This is a genomic window from Mesorhizobium sp. ZC-5 (assembly GCF_025753855.1).
Classification (GTDB): Bacteria; Pseudomonadota; Alphaproteobacteria; order Rhizobiales; family Rhizobiaceae; genus Neomesorhizobium.
On the sequence record NZ_JAOWPT010000001.1, the window covers coordinates 153,816 to 169,865 of the forward strand.

The following is a 16,050-nucleotide window of genomic DNA, read 5'->3' on the forward strand; positions in this document are numbered from 1 at the left end:
AGCGAAATCGCCCCCGACACCATCCTGTCCGTGCAGGACCTGAAAACCTGGTTCGTGACCCGACGCGTCACCGCCAAGGCGGTGGACGGCGTGACTTTCGACCTGAAGCGTGGCAAGACACTCGCGGTGGTTGGAGAATCCGGCTCCGGCAAATCAGTGACCAGCCTGTCCATCATGGGATTACTGTCAAAGCCCGGCGCCATCGCCGGCGGCAAGATCCTGTTTCGCGACCGCAAGGAACGGGTACACGATCTGGCCGGTTTCGCGCCGAAGGAATTCCGCAAAATCCGCGGCAAGGAGATCGCCATGATCTTCCAGGAGCCGATGACCAGCCTCAACCCGCTCTACACGGTCGGCGACCAAATCGGCGAGATGATCGCCTTGCATGAGCCCGTCAGCCGGCAGGAGGCCCGGCAAAGGGCGCTCACCATGCTGAAGCACGTCGAAATCCCCGACGCGGCGTCGCGGCTCGACGATTACCCGCACCAGATGTCCGGCGGCATGCGCCAACGCGTCATGATCGCCATGGCGCTGGCGTGCAGTCCATCCCTGCTGATCGCCGACGAACCGACGACGGCGCTCGACGTGACCATCCAGGCACAAATCCTTGATCTTCTGCGGCGCCTGCAAGCCGAGTTCGGGATGTCGATCCTGTTCATCACCCACAATCTCGGCGTCGTCGCGGAGATCGCCCACGACGTCGTCGTCATGTATGGCGGCCGCGTCGTCGAACAGGCGCCGGTCAACGACCTGTTCGCCCATCAGCGGCATCCCTATACCAAGGGGCTGCTCGCCTGCACCCCGAACGCAGCGCGCGACATCGATGCCGGCGGCGAACGCCATGCGCTCTATTCTATTCCCGGAAGCGTGCCGCCGATTACCGCGCTGCCGCCGGGCTGCGCCTTCGAACCGCGCTGCGAATATGCGCTGGAAGCCTGTCGTGCGGCCCCGCCTGCGCTGGTTGCTGCAGGGCATGAAGGCTTTTCCCGCTGCATCAGGAGCGCCGAGCTATGAGCGCCGCGATCGCCATGCCCGATATCCAGGATGCCAAGCCGCTGCTCAGCGTAAAGAACCTGACCAAGTATTTCCCCGCACGCAACGGCCGCATCGTGCATGCCGTGGAAGACGTCAGCTTCGACGTCAGACGTGGCTCGACAGTGGGTCTGGTCGGCGAATCCGGCTCCGGCAAGACAACGGCGGGCCGCTCGGTGCTGCGGCTGGTCGAGCCCACCAGCGGCAAGGCGCTGTTCGACGGGGTCGATCTTTTCAGCCTGTCGCCACGCGAGATGCGTGCCTATCGGCAGCGCCTGCAGATCGTCTTCCAGGACCCGTTCTCCAGCCTCAACCCGCGCATGCGCATTTCGGCGATCATCAGTGAGGCGCTCGACGCGCGCGGTTTTCCGCGCGGCAAGGCGCGCCAGGAACGCATCGCCGAATTGCTGACGCTGGTCGGCCTGTCACCGGACCACGCGACGCGCTATCCGCACGAATTCTCCGGCGGCCAGCGCCAACGCATCGGCATCGCCCGGGCGCTCGCCGTCGAGCCGGAATTCGTCGTCGCCGACGAGCCGGTTTCCGCGCTCGACGTTTCGGTGCAGGCGCAGGTGCTGAACCTGCTCGGTGAATTGCAGAAAAAACTCGGCCTGACGCTGCTTTTCATCGCGCATGATCTGTCGGTGGTCGAATATCTCTGCGACGAGGTGGTCGTGATGTACCTCGGACGCGTCATGGAGCGCGGACCAAGCCGGCAGGTCTATGCCGCGCCGCGCCATCCCTACACCAAGGCACTGCTCGCCACTGCGCCGGTTCCCGACCCGACGCGCCGCCGCGCGCACGTGCCGCTGCAGGGCGACATTCCGAGCCCGATCAACCCGCCATCGGGCTGCGTCTTCCGCACCCGCTGTCCCGAGGCGATTGCTGCCTGTGCCGAAATCATTCCGCCGGTCGAACATGTCGGCGGCGGCCAGCATGTGGCCTGCATCCGCCACAACGACCCGATTGCCTGACTGGAGTACGCATGATGACTTTTTCCGAGGCTTTGAAGCATCCGGAAAACACACCCTATGACCGGCTGAAGGCACTCGGGATCACCTTGCCCGAGGCACCGCCGCCGATCGCCAATTTCGTCACGCATGTGCTGGAGGGCAAACTTCTGTTCCTTTCCGGCCAGGGCCCGAACGACAGCGAAGGCCGTGCCCATACGGGCAAGGTCGGCGCCGATGTCAGCGTCGAAGCGGCCTATGGCCACGCGCGGCTGACCGGCATCAATCTGATTGCCGTGATGCACGCGGCACTCGGCGATCTCGGCCGCGTTCGCCGTGTGGTAAAGTTGCTCGGCATGGTCAACGCAACGCCCGACTTCGCCGATCATCCAGCGGTGATCAACGGCTGTTCCGATCTCTTCATCGAAGTGTTCGGAGAAAACGGCATCCATGCGCGCTCGGCGGTGGGTCACGGCTCGTTGCCGGGACAGATCACCGTCGAGATCGAAGCCATCGTGGCGATCGACTGAGAGTTTGAGATGAACATGCAAGGTAAGAACACCCCGATGCCGAGAGACGATATCCGCAGCCGCCTGGGACTCAGGCCAGTGATCAACGTGTCGGGCACCATGACCTCGCTCGGCGCATCGATCGTGGTGCCGGAAGCCGTCGAGGCGGTGTCCGCCATTCTCACCGAGTTCGTGGAACTCGGCGACCTGCATCGCCAGGCCAGCAAGACGATCGCCGACCTGACCGGCGCCGAAGCCGGCTTCATCACCGCGTCTTGTTCGGCGGCGATCAGCCTGGCGGTAGCCGCAGCGATGACCGGGCCGGATCTTGCCGCGATCGAACGGTTGCCGGATACGACCGGCCTCAAGGATGAGGTAGTGATCCTGTCCGGTCACATGGTGGGTTACGGCGCGCCGGTCGAACAGGCGATCAGGCTCACCGGAGCGAAGGTCGTGCCGGTCGGCCAGACTACCCATGCCCACGCCTACCAACTGCGCGGCGCCATCGGCGAGAAGACCGCCGCGGCGGTCTATGTGGTGTCGCACCACGTAGTCGACTATGGCCAGATTCCGCTCAAGGTGTTTGCAGCCGTCGCCCATGAGCGCGGGGTGCCGGTGATCGTCGATGCGGCATCCGAATACGACCTGACCGGCTTCCTCGCCGATGGTGCCGACCTCGTTCTTTACTCCGGCCACAAGTTCCTTGGTGGCCCGACCTCCGGCATCGTAGCCGGACCGAAGGAAAGGGTGCGCGACGTCTACCTGCAGAACCGCGGCATCGGCCGCGGCATGAAGGTTGGCAAGGAAGGCATCGTCGGGGCGTTGGCGGCGCTTCAGGCCTGGAAGACGCGCGACCATGACGGCATACGCGCCCGCGAGAAGAAAGCGCTCGACTGCTGGGTGGAGGCATTGGAAAAAAGACCGGGGATCAAGGCCGAAATCGTTCCCGACCCGACGAACAACCCGCTCGACCGGCTGAAAGTATCGGTCGACCCGGCTGAAGCGCGCATCACCGCCTGGGATATTGCCGACAGGTTGGCAGCGGGCGATCCGCCGGTAATTGTGCGCGACCACGAAGTCGAGCACGGCCATTTCTACCTCGACCCGTGCAATCTGCATCCTGACGAGGAGTTCACCGTCGCGGTGCGCCTGGAGGAAGAGCTGGATCGCGCACGCAAATCCAACACCATCATCGCAACACCGTTTGAGGAACGGCTGCTGGCGCGCGAGGCTTCAATCCTGAAATGGCCGGATTGACGATGCCCTGTTCGCCGGCGCACGGACACCTTACAATGTTCTCGATGCAGATTCTGGAATCCTATGCCGACAACCATCGCAAAGCTTGACGTCAGCCCTGCCAAGAGCACCGCAGAACCGCGCCGCTCGCGCACCAGCGGCATCGACCGGGCGCTGCAGATCCTCGACTACCTGCAGAAGGCGGAGCGGCCGGCAACCGCCTATGAGATCGCCCGCGACATCGGCGCACCCTTGTCCACCATCTACGTGATCGTCGACGATCTGGTCGAAAAGGAACTGCTCGACCGCCAGGATGGCGGTTTGCTGTGGTTGGGGCCGCGTCTTTATCACTATGGCCTGACCTATGCCCGTACGCTCGATCTTCTCAACGTCGCGGTGCAGGAGATGCACGAACTCGCGCAGAGTTCGGGCGAGACGATCCAGATATGCGGCCGCGATGGCGACCACATGGTCGTGCTGGCGATGGAGGAAGGCAAGGATCATTTCCAGGTCACCTCGCGCGTCGGCACCCGCAGCCCGCTCAACTGGACGGCGTCGGGCCGCATGCTGATCGGCCATTTGCCTGAAGCCGAACGCCGCGAGATCTTTGCCCGCTCCGCCACCACCTCGCCGACCGGCCGCGCCGAAACCGACAAGAATGTTCTGGCCAGGACGGCGGCGGCGGCTCTGGAACAGGGCTTGTCGATCCAGGCCGGCGAGTCGGATTTTTCGGTGGCCTGCATCGCCGCGCCAGTCTGCGACACCCAGGGCGCCTGCCGTGCGACGATCTCGATCGTCGTGCCGGACGTGAAGTTGAAGCAGAAGGATCCAGACCTGATTGCCCTGGTGAAGACCAGTGCCCGCCGCATCGAAGCGCGGCTCGGTTGGCATGGCCGAGGCTAGACCGTCAGGAACTTCCTGACGTCCGGTCTGTCGAGATCTTCGGCAGGCCCAGTGTGGACGACCAGGCCACGATCCATGATATTGACCTCGTCGGCAAGCTCGCGACAGAAATCCAGATATTGCTCGACAAGCAGAACGGCGATGCCAGCGGTGTCGCGCAGATAGCGGATGGCGCGGCCGATATCCTTGATGATCGACGGCTGGATGCCCTCGGTCGGCTCGTCGAGCACAAGCAGCTTCGGGCGCATCACCAGCGCCCGGCCGATGGCCAATTGCTGCTGTTGCCCGCCGGAAAGGTCGCCGCCGCGCCGTGACAGCATCTGTTTCAGCACCGGGAACAGTTCGAAGACATGCGTCGGGATATTGCGATCGGCGCGCTTCAGCGGCGCGAAGCCGGACTCGAGATTCTCCTTCACTGACAGCAGCGGAAAAATCTCCCGCCCCTGCGGCACGAATGCGATGCCCGACCGGGCGCGATCATACGCCGCGCTCCGGTCGAGCGCCTTCCCCTCGAAGGCTACGCTTCCCGACGTCAGCCGGTGATGGCCGACGATCGATCTCATCAAACTGGTTTTCCCGACGCCATTTCGCCCGAGCACGCAGGTGATTTTCCCCGCATCGGCCTTGAGCGATACGCCGCGCAACGCCTGCGCGGCGCCGTAGTGGAGGGTGGCGTCGGTGACGGTCAGCATCTTGCAGCCTCTTTGCCGGTCGGGGAGACAAGCGCCCCCTCCATCACGCTGCGCTTAGTGGAGGGGAAAAGCACAGCCGCCACCCCATCAAATCTTTCCAGACATACCCGCCAGAACATCGTCACCGCCCCAGATAGACTTCAACGACGCGTTCATCGGCCGAAACGAAGTCCAGCGTGCCTTCCGACAGCACCGAACCCTCGTGCAGGCAGGTGACCTTGACGCCGAGCTCGCGCACGAAATGCATGTCGTGTTCGACCACGATCACCGAATGCTCCCGGGCGATATCCTTCAGCAGCCGAGCCGTCTCCTCGGTCTCGGCGTCGGTCATGCCGGCAACCGGCTCATCGACCAGCAGAAGCTTGGGGTCCTGCGCCAGCAGCATGCCGATCTCCAGCCACTGCTTCTGGCCATGGCTGAGACTGGCGGCGAAATGGTCGCGCTTGTCGTGCAAACGGGTGATGTCGAGGATATCGTCAATGCGGCGCGTTTCCTCCGCCGAGCGGCGATGGAAAAGGGCCGGGAAGATCGAACGCGTCCCTTTCAGCGAAAGCAGCAGATTGTCTTCCACCGAATGGCTCTCGAAGACGGTCGGTTTCTGGAATTTGCGGCCGATGCCCATCATGGCGATCTCGGCTTCGTCATGTCGGGTCAAATCGATGTCGCCGTCGAAGAACACCTCGCCGCTGTCCGGCCGGGTCTTGCCAGTGACAATGTCCATCATCGTCGTCTTGCCGGCGCCGTTGGGGCCGATGATGGCGCGCATCTCGCCACGGTCGAGCACCAGCGAGAGCTGATTAATTGCCCGAAAGCCGTCGAAAGAGACCGAAACGCCGTCGAGATAGAGAATGGTGTTGCCCCGGCTCATCGCTCACTCCGCCGGCTGAGGTTCTGGCGTGGCGCGGGGCGCGGCCTTCCAATCGCCTATCCTGGCCGTGGCCCGGACAATCGTCGGCTGCGGGTTTCCGCCGTCCGTCGGCGGAGCTTCGAACTGCGTAGCGCGGCGCGCTTTTGCGTCGCTCCGCCACTGGTCCCACATGCCGACGATACCCTTCGGCAGGAACAGGGTGACGGCGACGAACAGACCGCCGAGCGCGAACAGCCAGAACTCCGGCATCGCACCGGTGAACCAGCTCTTGCCGGTATTGACGAGAATGGCGCCGATGATCGGACCGACGATCGTGCCGCGGCCGCCGACGGCAGTCCAGATGACAACCTCGATGGAGTTTGCCGGATCGAACTCGCCGGGATTGATGATGCCGACCTGCGGTACGTAGAGCGCGCCTGCGATGCCGGCCATGACGGCGGAGATGGTGAAGGCGAATAGCTTGACGTTTTCAGCCCGCCAGCCGAGGAAACGCGTGCGGCTCTCGGCATCGCGCACCGCCATCAGCAGCTTGCCGTATTTCGAGCCGACCATTCGCCAGGTGACGAAGACGGCACCCGCGAGCGCAATGGAGCTGGCCGCAAACAGCGCCGAGCGCGTGCTGCTCGCTTGCACGTTGAAACCCAGAATATCCTTGAAATCGGTGAGGCCGTTGTTGCCGCCAAAACCCATGTCGTTGCGGAAGAAGGCGAGCAGCAGCGCGTAGGTCATCGCCTGGGTGATGATCGACAGGTAGACGCCGGTGACGCGGCTCCTGAAGGCAAACCAGCCGAACACGAAGGCGAGCAGGCCGGGAACCAGCATCACCATCAGTGCGGCGAACCAGAACTGGTCGAAGCCATACCAGAACCACGGCAGTTCCTTGTAGTTCAGAAACACCATGAAGTCCGGCAGCAGAGGGTTGCCGTAGACGCCGCGGTCGCCGATCTGCCGCATCAGATACATGCCCATCGCGTAGCCGCCGAGCGCGAAGAAAGCACCATGGCCAAGCGAAAGGATGCCGCAATAGCCCCAGACGAGATCGAGCGCCAGGGCGAGCAGCGCGTAGCAGAGATATTTGCCGGTGAGCGCCACGATGTAGCTCGGCACATGCAGCGCGCTGGTGGACGGCACCGCCAAATTGAGCACGGGCACGATCACCGCTGCTACGAGCAGGATCATGATGGTGATCAGGATGCGACGGTCGGCGCCGGCCGCGAAGAACCTTCCTGTGATCATGCTTCCACCGCCCTGCCCTTGAGCGCGAACAGGCCCCGCGGGCGCTTCTGGATAAACAGGATGATCAAGACCAGCACGAGGATCTTGCCCAGCACCGCGCCGGCATAGGGTTCGAGGAACTTGTTGAGAATGCCGAGCGAGAAGGCGCCGACCAGCGTTCCCCACAGATTGCCGACGCCGCCGAATACCACCACCATGAAACTGTCGATGATGTAGCCTTGGCCGAGATTGGGCGAGACGTTGTCGATCTGCGACAACGCCACGCCGGCTATGCCGGCAATGCCCGACCCAAGCGCGAAAGTGAGCGCATCGACCCGCGGCGTCCTGATGCCCATCGAAGACGCCATGCGGCGGTTTGCGGTGACGGCCCGCATCTGCAGGCCCCAAGGCGTGCGCTTCATGACGTAGAGCAGGATGGCGAAGATACCGAGCGAGAAGGCTACGATCCACAGCCGATTCCAGGTGATCGCCAACTGGCCGATCTCGAAGCCGCCCGACATCCAGGATGGGTTGCCGACCTCGCGATTGGTCGGACCGAAGATGGTGCGCACGGCCTGCTGAAGGATCAGCGACACACCCCAGGTGGCGAGCAGGGTTTCCAGCGGGCGGCCGTAGAGAAAGCGGATGATGCCGCGTTCGATGGCGAGGCCAACGGCTCCAGCGACCAGGAATGCGAGCGGCAGGGCGATTGCCAGCGACCAGTCGAAGAGGCCGGGAAACGAGGTGCGGATGACGTTCTGCACGACGAAGGTGGTGTAGGCGCCGAGCATCACCATCTCGCCATGCGCCATGTTGATGACACCCATGACGCCGAAGGTTATGGCGAGCCCGATCGCGGCGAGCAGCAGCACCGAACCCAGCGACACGCCGTACCAGACGTTTTGCGCAGCATTCCAGATGGCAAGGGTGCTGTTGATGCCGGCGATGGCGTCAAAAGCCGCCTCCTTGGTAGCGCCATCTTCGGCATTCGCTGAAAAGCCCGTAAGCAGCGACAGCGCATCGCGGTCGCCGCGCGCCTTGAGCACGGCAATCGCCGCCAGCTTTTCGCTTGCGGGCAGATCGGAGACGAGAACGGCTGAGGCGCGCGCCTGCTCGAGTTGCTTTTTTACGCCTGCGACAGTCTCGTTGAGGATCGCCGCATCGAGCGCTTCGATGGTGGCCGCGTCGGGCGTCTTGAACATCGTAACGGCGGCCGCGAGGCGGGCGGCAGGATCATCGGAATTCAACGTCAGTCCGCCAAGCGCATCGCGGATGATGCGGCGCAGCGTGTTGTTGACCTTCACTTTGGTCATCTCGGTCTTCGCGGCCTCGCCGGCATTTTCGCCATTCAACGGATCGGCAAGGACGATAGTCTGGCCTTCCTCTTTGCCGATAAACGCGACGGCATCGGCTTTGCGGAAGTAGAGGTTGCCGTCCGACAGCGCTTTGAGCGGACGCTCGACGGCGGCATCGCCGGTGGCGGCGAGTTGCCGCACGACCTGCTCGGTTGCCTGGAAGTTTTTCGCCGCGGCGAATTTTGCGATGATAGCCCTGAGCGCCGCCTCATCGGCGGAGGCCGGCGCGACAAAGACCAGTACCAAAAAGAATTTCAGCAGCAATTGTCGCAGCGAGAGGGTCACAAGCAGGCCTTTGTCTGATGTGAAGAGGTCTCCGGGCGAACACCAGCGAGATCCGCCCGGAGCTGTTGGCTATGAGGGCTCAAGCCTCAGGCATCAGTTGATACCCTTGCCCCCGCATTTTCCGGTGGCGACGTTGAAGTTTCCGCACGACAGGGGCGCGCGCCAGTCGGCGATGAGGTCCTTGGAGTCCGGCAGGTAGTCCGACCACTCGTCGCCGACCACCAGGCCCGAGGTCTGCCAGACCGTTTCCATCTGGCCGTCGGCCTGGATCTCGCCGATCAGCACCGGCTTCGTGATGTGGTGATTGGGCATCATTGTCGAAGAGCCGCCCGACAGGTTGGGCACGGAAACGCCGATGATGGAATCGATCACCGCGTCAGGTGCTGTGCTGCCAGCCTTCTCGACCGCCTTCACCCACATGTTGAAGCCGATGACGTGGGCTTCCATCGGATCGTTTGTCACCCGCTTCGGGTTCTTGGTGTATTCCTGCCACTTGGCGATGAAGTCGGCGTTCTCCGGCGTGTCGACGGACTGGAAATAGTTCCAGGCGGTCAGGTGGCCGACCAGCGGCGCAGTATCGAGACCGGCGAGTTCTTCCTCACCGACGGAGAAGGCGACGACCGGAATATCCTCGGCCTTGATGCCCTGGTTGCCCAGTTCCTTGTAGAACGGCACGTTGGCGTCGCCATTGATGGTGGAGACGACCGCCGTCTTCTTGCCGGCCGAACCGAAATTCTTGATGTCGGTGACGATGGTCTGCCAGTCGGAGTGACCGAACGGCGTGTAGTTGACCATGATGTCTTCCTTGGCCACGCCCTTCGATTCGAGATAGGCCTGCAGGATCTTGTTGGTGGTCTGCGGGTAGACATAGTCGGTACCGGCAAGCACCCAGCGCTTCACCGAACCGCCATCCTCACTCATCAGGTAGTCGACGGCCGGGATGGCCTGCTGGTTGGGTGCCGCGCCCGTGTAGAACACGTTCCGCTGGCTCTCCTCGCCCTCGTACTGGACGGGATAAAACAGCAGCGAGTTGAGTTCGTCGAACACCGGCAGCACGGATTTGCGCGACACCGAGGTCCAGCAACCGAACACCGCGGCAACCTTGTCCTTCTCGATCAGCTCACGGGCCTTTTCGGCGAAGAGCGGCCAATCGGATGCCGGGTCGACGACGACGGCCTCGAGTTTCTTGCCGAGCAAGCCGCCTTTCTTGTTCTGCTCGTCAATCAGGAACAGCATCGTGTCCTTGAGTGTCGTCTCCGATATCGCCATTGTCCCCGACAGCGAATGGAGGATGCCGACCTTGATGGTTTCTTCCTGGGCCATGGCCGGAGCGGCGAAGCCGATGCTTGCCGTGAAAGCCGCTGCCGACAGGAATTTTGAAAACGTCGAGAAATTACCCCTCATATTGGACACCTCCGAACAGGGTTGCTGCGCTGCAATACGCAAAGCAACCGCCGTGCCAGTTTGGCGAAAGGTGTCCCCCGGGAGCCGCGAGAGCAACGTTATCAAGCGCTTATGCAATGTTGCTGATTTTACCGGTCGCGGCAGCTAATCGGCATTCATGCGCGCAGACTGACTGGATTGTCTAAAAAATAGGCACAACCAAAAGGCCGCCTATTTTATAATCGGAAGTGCATGAGAATTATCTGGCCGGCAACAAACAACGATACTCCATCGCATTGCCCGACACGAAATCGCGATTATGTTGAACTGCAGCTGTCCGTCCCTCGCGGATTTCCATCCAGCAACCGAGAACTGAAAATGGCGTCTTCCGAAAGCGAGATTGTGCAGTGGATCGCGAAGCAGGGCCTGCAGGGTTCGAGCCTGCCGGCACTGCTCGACGGGCTTTCGCGGAAGCTTGCTGAAGGTGGGATGCAGCTGTGGCGCAGCTATCTGGCACTGCCAACGGTCAATCCATTGTTTCGCGTGGTGAACAGTACCTGGCGGCAAGGCGTTGCCGCCGTTCAGGAGACGATCAGCCACGAACAAAGCCCGACGGCTTTCGGCGAGAGCCCGTTCGGCTCGATGCAGAGGGAGGGGCAGGAAACACGGCGGTGGCGGCTGGAGGAGCCGGGTGGCGATGGTGGATTTACCATCCTGGCTGATTTCAAGAAGGCCGGAGCGACGGATCATTTCGCCAGTCTTCTCGCATTTCAGAACGAGGACGTCCCAAGTCTTCCGGGGCTGGTAATCTCTTTCACCACCGACCGTCTCGGCGGTTTCACCGACGAGGAACTGGCAATGCTGGGCAGGATCAGCCCGCTGGTCGGCGTCGCCGCCTACCGCATCGCGCTGCTCGACCTCGCCGCCAATATGCTCGACACCTATGTCGGGATGTCCGCCGGCCGGCGCGTACTGAATGGCGAGATCCGCCGCGGCGTCGGCGAGACCATCTATGCGGCGCTGCTTTTTGCCGATCTGCGCGGCTTCACCAGCCTGGCGGACACGATGCCTGCCGAGCAGTTGATCGGCAGGCTCGACGAGCATTTCGACGCGATGGCCGAACCCGTGGCTGCACGCGGCGGCGAAGTGCTGAAGTTCATGGGCGACGGGCTGCTGGCGGTGTTCCACATTCCTGCGCAGGACGGCTCACCCGAGGCGGCTTGTGCCGCCGCGGTGGCAGCGGCAGAGGAAGCCCTGTCGCGCAACAGGGCCGTCAACGAACGCCACGCCGCCGAAGCACGGCTCGACCTCGACATCGGCCTCCACCTTGGCGAGGTTTTCTACGGCAACATCGGGTCCGGCAGCCGCCTCGACTTCACGGTCATCGGCCCCGCCGTCAATGAGGCAAGCCGCATGGAAGCCTTATGCGGCAGGCTCGATACATCATTGGTGTTGTCGAGAAATTTTGCCGAAGCCTGCGGCCGTGACGTCCGAAGCCTCGGACGCCATGCTTTGCGCGGCCTGTCGGACCAGCGCGAACTGTTCACGCTTGCCTAAAGTGCATTGGATTACCCTGTCTTCCGCACCGTCGCCTGGTAGGCGAGCGCATTCCAGCTGTTGGACGAAGCCAGGTGGCAGTAGATCAACGCCAACGCGCCGGCTTTCCTGAGATCCAGGAAATCCTTATCGGAGAGTGCGTTGAGCGCGGCCTCGTCGACAACCTGGAAATCAGTGAGGTTCAAGACCTCCTTGCTCTCCAGCGTTACCGTGCTGCGGCGGCTGACGAACAGGCCGAGCGCATCGATCTTGTCGATTGTCGCGCGCGTTGCATTGTAGCCGATCTGGTACTGGTTGCAGAATTCGAGCGCACCGCGCGTCGTCTCGCTTGGCTCGGTTCCCTTGAACAACGGCGCGGTGACGGCCGCCTCGCTGTCGATCAGCGGCGCCACCACGGTCTCGATAACACGGTCGCTCTCGCGATCGATGCAAAGCTTCAGGCGACCTGCCTGCTGTGCGTCCTCCGCCAGCACGAAGGGATAGCGACGGACATAGCCCGGAATATAGTGCGGTTGGCTCCACGAGCCGTCCGCCTCGACGAACAGGTTCTCATCCTGGCGCAAGCCGGTAATCACCACCGGCGCCTTTTGCGCGCCGACGAAAACGATCGGATAGGACCGCATCGCTGCCGGCATTTCCGACGCCATGATCGGGATGGCATGCGCCGACGCGGCGAAGCCGAAGTCCGGCTTGATGACGAGGCTCAGCGAGCCGTGTCGTGTCGGATTCACCGCCTCAGGCGATTTGTAGAACATCGGCAACTGTGCAGACGGCACGCCTGTTCCCGGTGCCGCATTTCCATTGGTGTCGGCCATCATTGCCACTCCCGCTTTGTAATCAATCGCCCCGCCGCTTTCTACGCGTGCCGAAAACTTTGCGCAAATGCCAAGCGTCGACGCAACAGCTATGGACAGCACGAACTCGTCACGCGAAAACTCCATCTTTCATTTGGCTAGACGCGAAACCATGCTCGATATTCTGACAATTGCCCATTTCCAACCGCATGCTGGCGAGGCGTTCTTCATCGATAGCGGCGACATACCGGTTCCGCTGATGTTGAAAACGGTAAAGCCGCTTGGAACGGCGCTGCGCGAGGGTGGCGGATTTGCACTGACTTTCAATGGCCCCGCAGCGCCCTTGCTGCCGCAGTCGATTTATCCGCTCCGCCACGCGATGCTGGGCACACTGGACCTGTTCATCGTACCAGTGGGCAAGGACAAGGACGGCATTCTCTACGAAGCGATCTTCACTTAAATCCGCGGCGGCGCTCCAGCAGCAGATAAACGCCCTTGTCCTCGGCGATCTCGAAACCCAACCGGCGGTAGAGCGCAAGCGCCGGGTTCATGCGCTCGACATGGATGCTGACGGTTCTGTCGCCAGCCTGGTCGATCAGGTCGCGCAGAGCCGCCGTGCCGAAGCCCTTGTGGCGCGCTCGCGGCAGGAAGGCAATGTCGATGATGCGGCACTCCCGCGCCCAATGGACGAAATATAGCCGGCCAATTGCCGATCCGCCGCGCTCGACGACCAGCCATTCGGCACCCGAATAGTGGCGCATGTAGTGGGCATGCTGCGCGGTGAATTGCTGGGCGAGGAATTCCCGCTTCGCCTGCTCCGGCCAGCCGGTTTGTGCGAGTTCTTCCATGCGAGTCGATGCATAAAGATCGGCTAGGAATAGTCGATCATTAGCCGTTTCCGGCCGCAGCAAGAGGCCCAAACCGGCGATCCGCTGCCAACCGGCGACTGGCGCGGCAGCGTGCGCGTGATTAGGGTCAGCCATGGCGCACCGCCTGCACAGGAACGACGCAGCGGCGGACGTCGAAGCAGCAAACCGCTGAGCCGGAGAAGTGGGGATGGCGGGGCATACGGTCGACTATCTCGAGATCGCGGAAGTGCTGGACGACAAAGCGTGTAGCGTGCTGCGCGACGAGATCCGAGCCGCCTTGGGCGGACCCGCCGGATTGCTGGGGCGCCCGGACCAAAAGCCGGCATGGCCCGAGATCCGCAGGACCCGACGCGCTGAGATAACGCCGGAGACGGAAGCGCGCGTGGTGGCCCTGCTGGCAGCGCAGAAACCGGCGCTGGAGCGGCATTTCGGTCTTGCCCTCGGCGCCTGCGAGAAGCCCCAGTTTCTTCACTATCGGGAGGGTGATTTCTTCGTGCCGCACCAGGACGGCAATACGCCGCTCATCTATGATGAATCGCGATTGCGCCGGATCTCGGCCGTGATCTTCCTCAACCGCCAGTCGGAGGATTCTTCGCCTGAAAGCTACACGGGCGGTTCGCTCGTGCTGCATGGGCCTTACACCGGTCCGGACCTGCGCATTGCGATACCGACGCTGCCCGGCTCGCTGGTCGCATTTCGTTCGGAAACGACCCACGAAGTCACTCCGGTCACGCGCGGTGAACGCTTCACCATCGTATCCTGGTATCGCGGTGCGTGACGACAACTGGCCGAACTCAGGGACGCGGCGGGAAGACACCTTGCAGCGCGATGCAGAAATTGAGCGTCAGGTAGGGCTGCAAATTGTTGTGCGGCAAGGAGCCTCCATTAACGGGGAGCGCTTGCTGGGCCATCTGAACCACCACGCCAGGCGCAGCGTAGAGATTGCCTCCGGTCGATCGCGCCAAAGCCTCGGTTGGGCCGGGAATTCGATCCTCGCCAACATCGTTATAGGTCTGAAGGGCATGGTTATGTTGCGGCATTTCGGACGTCAGGAGGTTCACAGCTTCCACGCCGCCCTCCTCTCCGAGGTCATGCAGCGACAAACCAGGCCCTTGGCCCGGGTGCATTGGCGACCGGCCTTGCACATTTGGCAGTGCGAAAGTCGATTTGCCGTCGCCGCCATAGGTCGTGCCAAGCAGCGAAAACAACGCCGTATTCTGCGAGATCGGCATGATCTGGCCGTTGCAGAACGCCCAACCCCTGGGTGCAAAATTAAAACCGTAGATACGGATTTCGGCGACGAACGGGTCAGCCATCTTTTGCTCCTAGGTCTGAGAGGGGAAAATGCCGAACATCGAGATGATGAAGTTCAGGCAGAGATAAGGGGCGAAGTTCGTATGCGGCTGACTATCGCCCTGCGGCGTGACGGATTGCGGCGACAGTCCGACGGTCGGTGGCGCGGCATAGAACGGCGTGGCAGTCAGCGGCGTTCCGATCGTGTTGCCGGCAGCATTCGGCGTCGAGTTGGCATCGGACGAAGCCGCGAATGGGTGTGTGTGGATGGGCAGTTGATTGGTCGTCAGCAAAACGGTTTCGGTACCCGCCAGTTCGCCGATGGAGAAGCCGGAACCTTGATGAACCGGGATGCGCCCGCGAAGGTCCGGCAAGCCGAAAGTGGACTCGCCGTCGCCGCCATAAGTCGTACCGATCAGCTGGAACAGCGTCTCGTTTTCGGAGATCGCTATGAGCTGTCCCTCGCACATCGACCAGCCGGCCGGCGCGAAGTTGCCAGCGAAGATTCGGATTTCACCGATATAGGGCTGTGCCACGGTTCGCCTCCTTCAGTTCTGGCTCGGGAAAATGCCCTGAAGGGCGATGCAGAAGCTCAGCGTCAGATAGGGCTGCATATTGTTGTGTGCCTGGCTGCCGCCGGCATTGCCAATGGTTGCCGGCTGCAATCCGACCGGCGAGGTGGCGGCGCGATAGGCTTCGTAGTTTCCGGACGTCGCCAGCATCAGGCTGCTGGATGGGATAGCGGTCGTGCTGGTGACGCTCGTTGCTTGCAGGGTATGCTGATGCGTCGGCATTTCCTGGATCGTCAGCGTATGGGCCTGCTCGCCGGCAGCCTGGCCAAGGAAATGTCCCTCGCCACCGGTATGAGTCGGCGTGCGGCCCTGCAAGTTCGGCAGTCCGAATGTCGTCTGCCCGTTGCCGCCGTAGACCGTACCGAGCAGCGAGAACAACGCCTGGTTCTGGTTGATCGGAAGCAGTTGGCCGTTGCACAGGGCCCACCCCTTAGGGGGGAAGTTGAACGACATGATCCGGATTTCGGCTAAAAACGGCTCAGCCACGACACACGCCTCCCTGATTGGAATAATCAGATTACACATGTCGAACGCAAA

The 16,050-nt window shown here is 62.3% G+C and carries 18 protein-coding genes; 8 read left to right on the forward strand and 10 right to left on the reverse strand.

What is annotated here, in order from left to right; genetic code table 11:
* The first annotated feature begins 6 nt into the window (after window positions 1–6).
* The 5 genes from OHD58_RS00695 (at window position 7) to OHD58_RS00715 (ending at window position 4,630) form a co-directional block, all read left to right on the forward strand.
* Window positions 7–1,014 carry an ABC transporter ATP-binding protein gene (locus OHD58_RS00695; RefSeq protein WP_263801576.1) on the forward strand — a complete coding sequence of 336 codons (1,008 nt, stop codon included), beginning with the start codon at window positions 7–9 and terminating at the stop codon, window positions 1,012–1,014.
* Window positions 1,011–2,006, forward strand: a complete 996-nt coding sequence (locus OHD58_RS00700; RefSeq protein WP_263801114.1) for an ABC transporter ATP-binding protein — start codon at window positions 1,011–1,013, stop codon at window positions 2,004–2,006. The genes OHD58_RS00695 and OHD58_RS00700 overlap by 4 nt, the downstream gene beginning before the upstream one ends.
* Before the next feature lie 14 nt (window positions 2,007–2,020).
* Window positions 2,021–2,512: a RidA family protein gene (locus OHD58_RS00705; protein ID WP_263801577.1), complete on the forward strand. Its 492-nt coding sequence runs from the start codon at window positions 2,021–2,023 to the stop codon at window positions 2,510–2,512.
* A gap of 36 nt (window positions 2,513–2,548) precedes the next feature.
* On the forward strand, window positions 2,549–3,748 hold the full coding sequence (locus tag OHD58_RS00710) for an aminotransferase class V-fold PLP-dependent enzyme (RefSeq protein WP_263801578.1): 1,200 nt from the start codon (window positions 2,549–2,551) through the stop codon (window positions 3,746–3,748).
* A 63-nt stretch (window positions 3,749–3,811) separates the two neighbouring features.
* Entirely contained in the window at window positions 3,812–4,630 is an 819-nt protein-coding gene (locus OHD58_RS00715; RefSeq protein ID WP_263801115.1) for an IclR family transcriptional regulator, read from the forward strand.
* Here the strand turns inward: OHD58_RS00715 and urtE are convergent.
* From urtE to urtA, 5 genes are all read right to left on the reverse strand, one after another.
* Window positions 4,627–5,322, reverse strand: coding sequence for an urea ABC transporter ATP-binding subunit UrtE (gene urtE, locus OHD58_RS00720; protein WP_263801116.1), 696 nt, complete (start codon window positions 5,320–5,322; stop codon window positions 4,627–4,629). The genes OHD58_RS00715 and urtE overlap by 4 nt on opposite strands.
* A gap of 121 nt (window positions 5,323–5,443) precedes the next feature.
* Window positions 5,444–6,190 (reverse strand): urea ABC transporter ATP-binding protein UrtD, encoded by a 747-nt coding sequence (gene urtD, locus OHD58_RS00725; protein WP_263801117.1) that lies wholly within the window; start codon window positions 6,188–6,190, stop codon window positions 5,444–5,446.
* Window positions 6,191–6,193: 3 nt separating this feature from the next.
* Window positions 6,194–7,426: an urea ABC transporter permease subunit UrtC gene (urtC, locus tag OHD58_RS00730; RefSeq protein ID WP_263801118.1), complete on the reverse strand. Its 1,233-nt coding sequence runs from the start codon at window positions 7,424–7,426 to the stop codon at window positions 6,194–6,196.
* A complete protein-coding gene (gene urtB / locus OHD58_RS00735; RefSeq protein WP_412177153.1) occupies window positions 7,423–9,033 on the reverse strand; it encodes an urea ABC transporter permease subunit UrtB in 1,611 nt (536 codons plus the stop codon). Before urtB ends, urtC begins: the two co-directional genes overlap by 4 nt.
* A gap of 105 nt (window positions 9,034–9,138) precedes the next feature.
* The gene (urtA, locus tag OHD58_RS00740; protein WP_263801579.1) at window positions 9,139–10,368 is read right to left on the reverse strand and encodes an urea ABC transporter substrate-binding protein; all 1,230 of its coding nucleotides are present in this window, start codon (window positions 10,366–10,368) and stop codon (window positions 9,139–9,141) included.
* Between the two features lie 438 nt (window positions 10,369–10,806).
* On the opposite strand from urtA, the gene OHD58_RS00745 reads away from it, so the two are divergent.
* Window positions 10,807–11,985 carry an adenylate/guanylate cyclase domain-containing protein gene (locus tag OHD58_RS00745; RefSeq protein ID WP_263801120.1) on the forward strand — a complete coding sequence of 393 codons (1,179 nt, stop codon included), beginning with the start codon at window positions 10,807–10,809 and terminating at the stop codon, window positions 11,983–11,985.
* 11 nt (window positions 11,986–11,996) lie between these two features.
* Here OHD58_RS00745 and OHD58_RS00750 read toward each other — a convergent pair whose 3' ends face one another.
* The gene (locus OHD58_RS00750; protein ID WP_263801121.1) at window positions 11,997–12,800 is read right to left on the reverse strand and encodes a SapC family protein; all 804 of its coding nucleotides are present in this window, start codon (window positions 12,798–12,800) and stop codon (window positions 11,997–11,999) included.
* Window positions 12,801–12,891: 91 nt separating this feature from the next.
* Between OHD58_RS00750 and OHD58_RS00755 the strand changes: the two genes are divergently transcribed.
* The gene (locus OHD58_RS00755; RefSeq protein ID WP_263801122.1) at window positions 12,892–13,239 is read left to right on the forward strand and encodes a DUF6916 family protein; all 348 of its coding nucleotides are present in this window, start codon (window positions 12,892–12,894) and stop codon (window positions 13,237–13,239) included.
* Here OHD58_RS00755 and OHD58_RS00760 read toward each other — a convergent pair.
* A complete protein-coding gene (locus OHD58_RS00760; protein ID WP_263801124.1) occupies window positions 13,232–13,762 on the reverse strand; it encodes a GNAT family N-acetyltransferase in 531 nt (176 codons plus the stop codon). The two genes, OHD58_RS00755 and OHD58_RS00760, sit on opposite strands and share 8 nt — an antisense overlap.
* Before the next feature lie 73 nt (window positions 13,763–13,835).
* On the opposite strand from OHD58_RS00760, the gene OHD58_RS00765 reads away from it, so the two are divergent.
* On the forward strand, window positions 13,836–14,426 hold the full coding sequence (locus tag OHD58_RS00765) for a 2OG-Fe(II) oxygenase (protein ID WP_263801126.1): 591 nt from the start codon (window positions 13,836–13,838) through the stop codon (window positions 14,424–14,426).
* A 16-nt stretch (window positions 14,427–14,442) separates the two neighbouring features.
* Here OHD58_RS00765 and OHD58_RS00770 read toward each other — a convergent pair whose 3' ends face one another.
* From OHD58_RS00770 to OHD58_RS00780, 3 genes are read right to left on the reverse strand one after another with little or no spacing between them, the layout of a single operon-like run.
* Window positions 14,443–14,964: a phage tail protein gene (locus OHD58_RS00770; protein WP_263801127.1), complete on the reverse strand. Its 522-nt coding sequence runs from the start codon at window positions 14,962–14,964 to the stop codon at window positions 14,443–14,445.
* 9 nt (window positions 14,965–14,973) lie between these two features.
* Window positions 14,974–15,477, reverse strand: coding sequence for a phage tail protein (locus tag OHD58_RS00775; protein ID WP_263801128.1), 504 nt, complete (start codon window positions 15,475–15,477; stop codon window positions 14,974–14,976).
* Window positions 15,478–15,489: 12 nt separating this feature from the next.
* Window positions 15,490–15,999 (reverse strand): phage tail protein, encoded by a 510-nt coding sequence (locus OHD58_RS00780; RefSeq protein ID WP_263801129.1) that lies wholly within the window; start codon window positions 15,997–15,999, stop codon window positions 15,490–15,492.
* Window positions 16,000–16,050 lie beyond the last annotated feature (51 nt).